This is a genomic window from Curtobacterium sp. RIT-PI-V (assembly GCF_025642935.1).
Classification (GTDB): Bacteria; Actinomycetota; Actinomycetes; order Actinomycetales; family Microbacteriaceae; genus Curtobacterium.
On sequence record NZ_JANZKM010000003.1, the window covers coordinates 170,381 to 181,535 of the forward strand.

An 11,155-nucleotide genomic window follows, 5' to 3' on the forward strand; every position below is an offset into this window, starting at 1 on the left:
CATCGAACCATGGGTGAATCCGTCGGAACGCTGCTCGAACTCGACGTCACCGGGATCGCCCACGGCGGCATCTCGGTGGCACGGCACGAAGGCCGGGTGGTCTTCGTCTCCGACGCGATCCCTGGGGAGCGCGTCGTCGCCCGGGTGACCGAGGACCGGAAGAAGTCGTTCTGGCGTGCCGACACCGTCAGCGTCGTCACCCCGAGCGAGCACCGCGTCGACCACGTCTGGGCCGAGGCCGCACTCGACCGCGACCCCGAGACGCGCCCGGGCGGTGCCGAGTTCGGCCACATCGCCCTCGCCCACCAGCGCACGCTGAAGCACGACGTGCTCGTCGACTCGTTCTCGCGGTTCGCGCACACGGACCTGACGTCGGTGCTCGGCTCGGACGTGGTCGTCGAGGCCGCACCCGGCGACGACGCCGCGAACGGCCTCGGCTGGCGCACCCGAGTCCGGCTGCACGTCGACGAGCACGGTACCGCCGGTCCGTTCGCCGCACGCTCGCACTCGGTCATCCCCGTCACCAGCCTGCCGCTCGCGAACGACGCCGTGCAGCAGAGTGCGCCGCTGGGCCGTGGCGTGATGCCCGGGTCGTCGGTCATCGACGTGCTGGCACCCAGTGGCTCCGAGGGCGCGCGCCTGGTCATCGACGAGCAGAAGCCCACCGTGGTGACCGAGGTCGTGGGGGAGCGCACCTTCGAGGTGGACGACAACGGGTTCTGGCAGGTGCACCGTGCCGCGGCGTCGGTGCTCACCGAGGCCGTGCAGGACCTGGTCGACCGCGAGCGACTCGACCCCGAGGGCACCCACCTGGACCTGTACGGCGGTGTCGGCCTGCTCGCCGCCGCGCTCGGCGACCTCGTCGGCCCGAAGGCGCGCCTCACGAGCGTCGAGAGCGCCGCGCGCGCGACCGAGCACGCGCAGGAGAACCTCTCCGAGTGGCTCGGTGCGCGCGCCGAGACCGGACGGGTCGACCGCTGGCTCGCGAACACCGTGGCGAACGCCTCGCGCGCCGAGAAGGACCGGTTCAGCGCCGGCACGATCGTCCTCGACCCGCCGCGCGCCGGCGCCGGTCGTCAGGTGGTCGAGCAGATCGCGGCCCTGCACCCGTCGCAGGTCGTCTACGTCGCCTGCGACCCCGTCGCGCTCGCCCGCGACGTCGCGACGTTCGCCGACCTGGGGTACAAGCTCGAGGCGCTGCGGGCGTTCGACCTGTTCCCGCACACGCACCACATGGAGGCCGTGGCGCGCCTGACACCCGCGCGCTGACGGGCAACCGGGCGGTTTCGTCCGCGTGGCGCGTCCGGTTTCCCCGGACCTGAGTCCAGCCTGGGTATCCTGGGCGCTGATGGCGATCCGGTTTCAGGGGCCGGGGACGCGCATCGGAACGAGAGGCCACAGTGGGAGCAGGAACGACAACCGCAGCCGAGACGTCGGGCACGGCCACCAGGCCGGTCCGGGTCGCGATCGTGGACGACCACGAGTCCGTGCGACTCGGGATCCAGGCGGCGTGCCAGAACGAGGGCTTCGAGGTGGTGCTCACCGCCGCGAGCGTGCCCGAGTACGTCCAGAACCTCGACGGGCGCGAGGTCGACGTCGTCGTCCTCGACCTGTCCCTCGGTGACGGCTCGACCGTGACCGAGAACGTCAAGGGTGTGCAGGGGACCGGTTCCGCCGTCCTCGTGCACTCCATCGCGGACCGCGTCGCCAACGTCCGCGAAGCACTCGCAGCAGGGGCCGCCGGTGTCATCCCGAAGTCGTCCGCCACGAAGACGGTGATGGCCGCGGTCGCCACCGTCGCCCGCGGGGACGTGCTGAACAACCTCGAGTGGGCGAGCGCCATCGACGCCGACCGGGACTTCGCGAAGGCCCAGCTCGGCCGACGCGAGCGCGAGATCCTGCACCTGTACGCCTCGGGTCTGCCGCTCAAGCTGGCGGCGCAGCAACTCGGCATCGGGTACTCCACGGCTCGTGAGTACCTCGACCGCATCCGCGTGAAGTACGTCGAGGTCGGTCGCCCGGCCCCGACGAAGGTCGACCTGCTGCGACGGGCGGTCGAGGACGGCATCCTCCCCGGGCTCGACTCGGGCATCGACCCCGACGGCGACGGTCGCTGAACACGATGGCGAGCGCGGCTGAGCCGGCGTCGCGCCGGGGGAGCGGCCCGGGGGTCGGTCGGGGGACCGGTCGGCGCTTCGGCCGCGGGTCGGGCGGCGCCGGTGCGGCGGCGGGCGGCGCTGGTGCGGCGGCGGTCGGCGGTGGTGCGGCGTCGGTCGGCGATCGTCCGGCGGCGGGCCAGGCCGGGCGCGTCTCAGCAGGCTCTGGTCGTGCTCCGGGTGACGAACCGGTCGGCTTCGGTGACGGCGCGCCGTTCGGTGCCGACCCGTCACGCAGCGTCCGAGCGTCGATCACGCAAGCGTCGGTGGAGCGTGCCTTCGCGATCCTGCTGGCGATGACCGCGGTCGGCCTCGGCATCGTCGACACCCCGGCGGTCCTCGCCCAGCTGCCGTACCTCGATCCGTTCTGGGGCCCGGTCGTCGCGATCGCGCTCGGGGCGTCGTTCGTCCTGGTCGGGGTCTCGGCGTTCGTGCCGCGGGTGGCGCAGCTCGCGCAGATCCTGTGCGCCCTGCTCTTCCTGGTCGCGTTGACGACGTGGCCGCTCACGGTGCAGGACTCGATCCCGTCCACGCAGCAGCCGTGGCCGTGGTGGTTCTGCACCGTCGGCTCGACGGCGGCCGCCATGGGCTTCGCCACCTGGCGGGCCACGATCTACACCGCACTCGTACCGGCGATCTACGTCGTCCTCCGGCTCACCCCGGTCGGTGGCGACGCCGGGCTCGTCCGTGCGCTGCTCGACGGCGTGTACACGGCGCTGCTCAGCGGTGCGGTGCTCGTCATCGCCGTGGTCCTCCGCCGGGCAGCGTCGTCGGTCGACACGGCGCAGTCGACCGCGGTCCGCCGGTACTCGCTCGCCATCCGCGAGCACGCGGTCGAGGTGGAGCGCGTGCAGGTCGACGCGATCGTGCACGACAGTGTGCTGACGACGCTGCTCTCCGCCGCGCGGGCCGACACGCTCGAGGCGAAGACCCTCGCCGCCCGCATGGCACGGAACGCCATCGACCACCTCGAGGCCGCAGCGGCCGACGGTCCGGACGACGACACCCCAGTCGCGCTCGCCGACCTCCGCACCCGCATCGGCGAGGCGATCGGTGCCCTCGCGGCGCCCGTTCGGCTCGTCGCGGCGCCGGCCGGGTCGGTCCGGATGCCGGCGTCGGTCGCCGACGCCCTCGCATCAGCGGCGCTGCAGGCCGCCGTCAACAGCGTCCAGCACGCCGGTGGGCCCGACGTCGCCCGGTGGGTCCGCGTCGAGCAGCACGAGGACGGGGTACACGTCGAGGTCGGTGACGACGGTCGCGGCTTCGACGTCGCGACGATCCCGGCAGAGCGACTCGGTGTGCGGCGGTCGATCATCGAGCGCGTCGCCGCCGTCGACGGCCGTGCCGAGGTGCACAGCGCCCCGGGCGAGGGCACGCGCATCGAGCTGCGCTGGTCGCCGACCACGCCGTCCACGCTCCCGACGACGGGAGCCGGAGCATGAGGGTCTCCCTGCCCGCGAGCATCGCGCTCGGCCTGGCGTCGCTGTTCTCCCTGTACCACCTGGTCCTCGCCGTCGCGTCGCTGCAGCGCGTGCACGACGTCGGCCCCGTCATCGCCTGCATGGTCCTCTACGCCGCGGCCACCGGCCTCGCGCTGTTCGTGCCCGGCAAGGTCCTGCCGGTCTGGACGGCGTGCTTCTCGCTCGCCACCGCGATCGTGATGCCGCTCGTCGCGGCGCCGGTCGTCGACCTGGCGAACGGTCCGGGGTCCGCCACGTGGTGGATCGCGGCCGTCGGTACGCTGATGGTCGTGCTCGTCGTGCGGGGACGCGGCCCGTTCGCCTGGGCCGGGGTCCTGTTCCTCGCGGTGTACACGGTCGCCTGGGCCGGTCTCGACGCGCTCGGCACACTCGGGGTGCTCGGCAGCGTGGCCTGGGTCGCGATCGCCACGGTGTTCGCCATCGCCATGAACCGTGCCATCCGGAACACCCGCGAGCTCGTCCGTGCGGAGCAGGAGACCGCCGACTGGCAGGCGGCGCAGGACGCCCACGTCTTCGAGCGGCAGTTCCGCCTGAGCCAGACCACGCGGATGGCGCTGCCGATGCTGCAGCGGATCATCGACTCGTGCGGTGACCTCGACGACGTGGACCGGGCCGAGTGCCTGCACCTCGAGCAGGCCATCCGCGACGAGATCCGCGGCCGCTCCCTGCTGTCCGAGGACGTCCGCGACGAGGTCATGCGCCTGCGCCGCCGCGGAGCGACGGTGCAGCTGCACGACGACGGCGGTCTCGACGAGCTCGAGGTCGACGACGTCCGCCGCATCCACGCCCGCATCGCCGAGGCGCTCCGCCAGGCCCGCGAGGCCGACAACGTCATCGTCCGCACCGTCAGCGAGGGGTCCGACTCCGCGGTCACGGTCGTCGGGCTCAAGCTCGACACGGCCGCGAGCGAGTCCGCAGCCCTCGGCGCGAGCATGGAGGACGACGACGGCGACGAGGACGACTCCGTGGCCCTCTGGCTCGAGATCCCGCGGCACGAGCCCGCCTGAGGCGCGCAGCGCCCGCTCGAGCTGGCGCCCGGTGCGTGCGTGTCGTCCGACGGACCACGAGGTGATCGACGCGTGGAACGTCGGAACATGCGCACGCATGCGGTGCATGCGTGTCGTCCGACGGACCACGAGGCGATCGACGCGTGGAATGTCGCGAAAGTGGAGCGCGCGGCGGTGGACGCGGGACGCAGCGGCCGGGAGGCGCGTGGCGGCGCCGCCACGGGCCCCCGGCTGACACGTGGTCGCGCCGGGCTGGCGCCGACGGCTGACGCGATCATTCCGACAACGCACGAGTCGTTCGACGCGTGGAGTGTCGCGGATGGGGTGCGCGCGAACGCCCCCGGAAACGGGGAACGGGCCGGTCGTATCCGACCGGCCCGTTCACGACCCGAGGCTGAGCGACAACCCGAATGTCGCCCTGCCTCGCAGCGGGCGGTGGCGTCGTACCCTAGTCGGCCACCGACCTGCGATGTTCTTCGTTGAAGGACACCGAACACCAGTAACTATGCCAACCCACAACCCTCGTGTCAGTCGTCATTATGGGGGACAAATTCGGCATTTCCGGTCCTCTTGGACGATTCGTGTCCCCCGTGCGAGGGGATACCGACCGGGAAGTGCAGCCTGCAACGTCCACCGGGTCGGGGACACCAGGGGTACAGGGAGGTCAGCGGAGGTCAGCGGAGCGATCGGCCCCAGGCACCGGGGCCGTGGTCGAGCGGACGACGCAGACCGCGGGCCGACGCCTGCCACCCGGTGCGCGGCTCGTCGACGACCGCTGCACGACCGGCTGCTGCGGCCTCGTCGGCCTGGCGCTGCAGCACGGCCACGACCGCTGCGAGCTCCTCGGGGGTGGGCTCGCCGGAGACCACCCGGACGTCGGCCACCGAGGCGGGCTCGTCCGAGGGCACCGGAGCTGCGTGACGACCCATCAGTACGCACCCATCAGAGGGGGATGTTCCCGTGCTTCTTGGGCGGCAGCGTCGCACGCTTGCCACGCAGGGCACGCAGGGCCTTGATGACCGAGACGCGGGTGGCGTGCGGCTGGATGATGCCGTCGAGCTCACCGCGCTCGGCCGCCAGGTACGGCGACGCGACGTTGTAGGTGTACTCGTTCGCGAGCTTCGTCCGGACCGCTGCGACGTCCTCGCCGGACTCCTCGGCGCGCTTGATCTCGGCGCGGTACAGGATGTTGACGGCGCCCTGACCGCCCATGACGGCGATCTCGGCGGTCGGCCAGGCCAGGTTGATGTCGGCGCCGAGCTGCTTCGAGCCCATCACGATGTAGGCGCCGCCGTAGGCCTTGCGCGTGATGACGGTGACGAGCGGGACGGTGGCCTCGGCGTAGGCGTACAGCAGCTTCGCGCCGCGCCGGATGACCCCGGTCCACTCCTGGTCGGTACCGGGCAGGTAGCCGGGCACGTCGACCAGGGTCAGGATCGGGATGCCGAACGCGTCGCAGAACCGCACGAAGCGGGCTGCCTTCTCGCCGGCGTCGATGTTCAGCGTGCCGGCCATGGCCTGCGGCTGGTTCGCGATGATGCCGACGGTGCGGCCCTCGACCCGGCCGAAGCCGATCAGGATGTTCGGCGCGAACAGCGGCTGGACCTCGAGGAACTCGCCGTCGTCGACGACGTGCTCGATGATCGTGGTGACGTCGTACGGCTGGTTCGTCGAGTCCGGGATCACGACGTCGAGCTCGTGGTCGGCGTCGGTGGTCTCGAGCTCGGGGGCGACGTCGTAGGCGGGGGCGTCGGACAGGTTGTTGTCCGGCAGGAACCCGATGAGCGAGCGCGCGTAGTCGAGCGCGTCGGACTCGTCCTCGGCCAGGTAGTGGGCCACGCCGGAGACCGCGTTGTGGGTCTGCGCGCCGCCGAGCTCCTCGAAGCCGACGTCCTCGCCGGTGACGGTCTTGATGACGTCGGGGCCGGTGACGAACATGTGGCTGGTCTTGTCGACCATGATCACGAAGTCGGTGAGCGCGGGGGAGTACACCGCGCCGCCGGCGGCCGGGCCCATCACGATGGACAGCTGCGGGATGACGCCGGACGCCTGGGTGTTGAGGCGGAAGATCTCGCCGTACTTGCCGAGCGCGACCACGCCTTCCTGGATCCGGGCCCCGCCGGAGTCGAGGATGCCGATGATCGGCACGCCCGTCTTCAGCGCGTGCTGCATCACCTTGATGATCTTCTCGCCGGCGACCTCGCCGAGCGAGCCGCCGAAGACGGTGAAGTCCTGCGCGTACACGGCGACGTTGCGGCCGTGGATCGTGCCGACGCCGGTGACGACCGCGTCGCCGTAGGGGCGCTTGGCGTCCATGCCGAACGAGGTGGTGCGGTGCCGGACGAACTCGTCGAACTCCACGAAGGAGTTCTCGTCGAGCAGCTGCTCGATGCGTTCGCGCGCGGTGCCCTTGCCCTTGGCGTGCTGCTTGGCGATCGCGGACTCGCCCGCGGCGGTCACGGCCTCGTGGTACCGCTCGCGGAGGTCGGCCAGCCGGCCTGCCGTCGTCGAGAGATCGGGGGTGTCTCCTGAAGTCACCCGCTCACCCTACCGGCGGCGAGGTCGGGGCCGGTTGGAGGACCCCCACGGTTCCTGCCCGTACATTTGCGTGCATGTCCACATCCCCGTCGTCGTCGTTCCCCGCCACCAGCGAAGCGGTCCGGTCGACGGGCGCGACCCTCACCGTCCCCGACGAGACCGGCTCCACCAACGCCGACCTGCTCGCCGTGGCACCCGAGCAGCAGCACGGCAGCGTGGTCGCGACGCTCCACCAGACCGCGGGCCGGGGGCGCCTCGACCGCACGTGGAGCGCACCGGCCGGCGAGGCGCTGGCCGCGAGCCTGCTCGTGCGCGCCGACCTCGCCGACCACGACCGCGGCTGGCTGCCCCTCATCGCCGGGGCCGCCATGCGCGACGCGATCGCTCGGGTGCTGCCCGCCGGAGCCGACGTCGCCGTCAAGTGGCCGAACGACGTCCAGGTCGCAGGCGAGAAGGTGTGCGGCATCCTCTGCCAGGTCGCCTCCGACGGCAGCATCGTGGTCGGCGCCGGCGTGAACCTCACGATCCCCGCCGACCGCCTGCCGACCCCGACGTCGACGTCGCTGCTCGTGGCCGGCGCGGTCGACGACGCCCCCGCGTTGGCCGACGCGGTCCTGTCCGCCTTCCGGGCAACCGTCCTGGAGGCCGTGGCCGCGTTGGTCACGGGTGGTCCCGCCGCCGAGTCGGTCCGGTCGCACGTCCGTGCCGGGTGCGGCACGATCGGTCGCCGCATCCGCCTCGAGCTGCCCGACGGCACCGTGGAAGAGGCCGACGCCACCGGCATCGACGACGAGGGCCGCATCACGATCCGGGATCGAGCGGGCGCCTCCAGGGGCGTCGCCGTGGGCGACGTCACCCACCTGCGGTATGCATGACGGCATGACCGCCGAGCCGCCGCCCGAACGCGTCGTCGCTCGCCTGCGACCGCACGCTCGTCGGCTCGTGCGCCCGGCGGTGTTCGTCGTGCTGGTCGTGGTCGCCGGCGGGTTCGGGTTCGGCGTGTTCCAGGCGCAGCTGGCGTGGCTGAACGCCGTCGTCGCCGGACTCGTCGTGGTGCTCGTGGTGTTCGGCGGTGCCGTGCCGTTGTTCCGGTGGATGTCCGAGCGGTACGTCGTCACGACCCGGCGGCTCGTCGTCGTGCACGGGCTCGGCACACGCACCCGGCAGGAGCTCCTGCACTCCCGCGGGTACGACGTGACGGTGCGCCGGCGCGGACTCCAGGGCGTGTTCCGCTCCGGTGACGTCCTGGTGTTCCCCGGCGACGACCCCGCCGTGGTGCTCGCGGACGTGCCGCACGCCGACCTCGTGGTTGCCGTCCTGCACGATCTGGTCGAGGCGTACGAGGCCCGGCGGCGCCACCGCGAGCCGGACTGGGACGAGATCGTCGGCGGCCCGGACCGACCGCCCTGGGGCGACGTCCGCGCCTGACGTCGCCACGACACCCGGGGCACCACGGTGCTGGAACTCCCACGAGAAACCGGTACCTTCTTCGTCGTGCGTATCTCTGTCATCGGCTGCGGGTACCTCGGTGCCGTGCACGCCGCCTCCATGGCCAAGCTCGGGCACGAGGTCGTCGCCGTCGACGTCGACCCGACCAAGATCGAGCGGCTCGCCGCGGGTGAGGCCCCCTTCTTCGAGCCGGGTCTCCCCGAGATCCTGACCGAGGCGCTCGCCTCCGGCCGGATCCGCTTCACCACCGACATGGCCGAGGTCGCCGGCGCCCGCGTGCACTTCCTCGCCGTCGGCACCCCGCAGAGCCCGACCGGCGCCGCGGACATGACCTACGTGGACGCCGCGGTCGCCGCGCTCACCCCGTACCTGTCCGCCGGCGAGTTCGTCGTCGGCAAGTCGACCGTCCCGGTCGGCACCGCCGCGCGCCTCGCCGCCGAGGTGTCCGAGTCCGTGCCCGGGGCGACGCTCGTCTGGAACCCCGAGTTCCTGCGCGAGGGCTTCGCCGTGCAGGACACCATCAGCCCCGACCGCTTCGTCTACGGTGTGCCGGACGGTGACGCCGGGCAGGCCGCCGTCGACACCCTCGACGAGGTCTACGCCGAGGCGCTCGCGTCCGGCACCCCCCGGCTCGTCGTGAACCTGCCCACCGCCGAGCTCGTCAAGATCAGCGCGAACGCGTTCCTCGCCACGAAGATCTCGTTCATCAACTCGATGGCCGAGATCGCCGAGGTCGCCGGCGCCGACGTCACCGCGCTCGCCGACGCGATCGGGCACGACGCCCGCATCGGCCGCAAGTTCCTGAACGCCGGCCTCGGGTTCGGTGGCGGCTGCCTGCCCAAGGACATCCGGGCGTTCCAGGCCCGGGCGAACGAGCTCGGCGTCGGGGAGTCCCTGGCGTTCCTGGCCGACGTCGACGCCACGAACCTGCGTCGTCGTGCGCACGTCGTCGAGTTGGCCCAGGAGCTGCTCGGCGGTGTCGTGACCGGCAAGCGCGTCGCGGTGCTCGGCCTGGCCTTCAAGCCGAACTCGGACGACGTCCGTGACTCGCCCGCCCTCGACATCGCCGCACGCCTGCACGAGCTCGGCGCCACGGTGTCGGCCTACGACCCCGAGGCCGTCGTCACGGCGCGTCGTGTGCACCCGGAGCTCGACTTCGTCGAGACCGCGGCCGACGCGCTGTCCGGCGCGGACCTGGTCCTCGTGCTCACCGAGTGGACCGAGTTCCGCGAGCTCGACGCGACCACGGTGGCGTCCCTGGTGTCGAGCCCGGTCGTCATCGACGGCCGCAACTGCCTCGACCGCGACGCCTGGACCGCCGCCGGCTTCACGTACCGCGGCATGGGGCGCTAGCCGCGACCGACAGGAGGCCCGGTGCCGGTCCGTGGGGCCGGCACCGGGCCTCCTGTGCGTCTGCCGCGTCGTCAGCCGATGGCTGCGCGCAGCACCGCCCGGTAACGCTCGCCGATGCGCTCGGTGGAGAAGTCCGCAGCCGACACGACGGCCTGCTCCTGGTACCTCGCCCGCGCGGCGTCGTCGGTGAGCACGCGGCGCAGGGCGTCGCGGAGCGCGTCGACGTCCCCGGGGGCGACGAGGACGCCGGACACGTCGTCGTGCACGACGTCCCGGATGCCGGGCAGGTCGCTCGCGACGATCGCGGCGCCGACGGCAGCGGCCTCGAGCAGGGTGACCGGCAGCCCCTCCTGGTCGCCGTTCGCCGCGGGGATCGACGGCACCGCCACGACGGTGGCCGCGGCCAGGGTCTCGAGCACCTCGGTGCGTCCGCGCTGGCCCAGGAACGTCACCGGCAGTCCGGCAGCCTGCTGCTCGAGCTGCGCCCGGTAGGGGCCGTCGCCGACCACGGTGAGTCGCCACGGCACCTCGTCGCCGAGTCGCCGGAGCGCCTCGATCAGGTTGCCGAAGCCCTTCTTCTCGACGAGCCGGCCGACCGCCACCACGTGGTGCTCCTGCGCGGGGACTCGGGCGCGGGTGGCGCGGGCCGGACCGAGGTCGACGCCCATCGGGATGACGGTGGAGCGCGCCTCGGGCACGCCCCACTCCGTCAGGCGCTCGCGCATCTCGGAGTTCACGGTGGTGACGTGGGCCGAACGGCCGAAGACCCAGCGCTTCAGGCGGACCAGGGGAGCGGCACGGAGCGCGTAGACGTCCCCGCCGTGGGTGGTGACGACGACGGGGACGCCCGGGGCCGCCAACGTCGCGACGAGTGCCTGCGGGATGGCCCAGTGCGCGTGGATGACGTCGGGCTTCGCGGAGCGGACCACGCGGCGGATCGCGAACCACTGCGCGAGCACCAGGGCCGGCACCTGCACGATGCGCGAGCGGCGTTCCTTGAGGTTGTCGAGGATCGCGCCGTCGGCCAGGTCCTCGAACGCCTTCGGGAAGTACGGGAATCGCCGGACGCCGACGTCGCCGATGCGCTCGGTGGTCGCGCCGCCCGGGACCCGCGGGGTGAGCACCATCGTGTCGAACTCGAGGGCCTCCTGGTGGGCGAGGTCGAGCACGA

Annotated in this window: 10 protein-coding genes; 7 read left to right on the forward strand and 3 right to left on the reverse strand. The window is 72.5% G+C overall.

The genetic code is table 11. From position 1 onward, the window contains the following. Nucleotides 1–9 precede the first annotated feature (9 nt). The 4 genes from OGL88_RS04210 to OGL88_RS04225 all read left to right on the forward strand — a co-directional run bounded on the left by OGL88_RS04210 (nt 10) and on the right by OGL88_RS04225 (nt 4,644). The gene (locus OGL88_RS04210) at nt 10–1,269 is read left to right on the forward strand and encodes a class I SAM-dependent RNA methyltransferase (RefSeq protein ID WP_263089936.1); all 1,260 of its coding nucleotides are present in this window, start codon (nt 10–12) and stop codon (nt 1,267–1,269) included. A 131-nt stretch (nt 1,270–1,400) separates the two neighbouring features. Continuing rightward, the gene (locus OGL88_RS04215) at nt 1,401–2,117 is read left to right on the forward strand and encodes a response regulator transcription factor (protein ID WP_111086608.1); all 717 of its coding nucleotides are present in this window, start codon (nt 1,401–1,403) and stop codon (nt 2,115–2,117) included. A 5-nt stretch (nt 2,118–2,122) separates the two neighbouring features. Next, the gene (locus OGL88_RS04220) at nt 2,123–3,598 is read left to right on the forward strand and encodes a sensor histidine kinase (protein WP_263089938.1); all 1,476 of its coding nucleotides are present in this window, start codon (nt 2,123–2,125) and stop codon (nt 3,596–3,598) included. Next, the gene (locus OGL88_RS04225) at nt 3,595–4,644 is read left to right on the forward strand and encodes a hypothetical protein (protein ID WP_263089941.1); all 1,050 of its coding nucleotides are present in this window, start codon (nt 3,595–3,597) and stop codon (nt 4,642–4,644) included. The genes OGL88_RS04220 and OGL88_RS04225 overlap by 4 nt, the downstream gene beginning before the upstream one ends. Nucleotides 4,645–5,318: 674 nt before the next feature. Here OGL88_RS04225 and OGL88_RS04230 read toward each other — a convergent pair. Then, nucleotides 5,319–5,573 carry an acyl-CoA carboxylase subunit epsilon gene (locus OGL88_RS04230; protein WP_263089942.1) on the reverse strand — a complete coding sequence of 85 codons (255 nt, stop codon included), beginning with the start codon at nt 5,571–5,573 and terminating at the stop codon, nt 5,319–5,321. Between the two features lie 13 nt (nt 5,574–5,586). After that, nucleotides 5,587–7,182: an acyl-CoA carboxylase subunit beta gene (locus tag OGL88_RS04235; RefSeq protein WP_263089943.1), complete on the reverse strand. Its 1,596-nt coding sequence runs from the start codon at nt 7,180–7,182 to the stop codon at nt 5,587–5,589. A gap of 74 nt (nt 7,183–7,256) precedes the next feature. On the opposite strand from OGL88_RS04235, the gene OGL88_RS04240 reads away from it, so the two are divergent. From OGL88_RS04240 to OGL88_RS04250, 3 genes are all read left to right on the forward strand, one after another. Beyond that, on the forward strand, nt 7,257–8,057 hold the full coding sequence (locus OGL88_RS04240) for a biotin--[acetyl-CoA-carboxylase] ligase (protein WP_263089945.1): 801 nt from the start codon (nt 7,257–7,259) through the stop codon (nt 8,055–8,057). A 4-nt stretch (nt 8,058–8,061) separates the two neighbouring features. After that, nucleotides 8,062–8,610 carry a PH domain-containing protein gene (locus OGL88_RS04245; protein WP_123292200.1) on the forward strand — a complete coding sequence of 183 codons (549 nt, stop codon included), beginning with the start codon at nt 8,062–8,064 and terminating at the stop codon, nt 8,608–8,610. A gap of 66 nt (nt 8,611–8,676) precedes the next feature. Next, nucleotides 8,677–9,984 carry a UDP-glucose dehydrogenase family protein gene (locus tag OGL88_RS04250; protein WP_263089949.1) on the forward strand — a complete coding sequence of 436 codons (1,308 nt, stop codon included), beginning with the start codon at nt 8,677–8,679 and terminating at the stop codon, nt 9,982–9,984. 71 nt (nt 9,985–10,055) lie between these two features. Here the strand turns inward: OGL88_RS04250 and OGL88_RS04255 are convergent. Next, nucleotides 10,056–11,155, reverse strand: a 1,100-nt coding sequence (locus OGL88_RS04255) for a glycosyltransferase (protein ID WP_263089950.1), incomplete at its 5' end; no start/stop codon positions are given.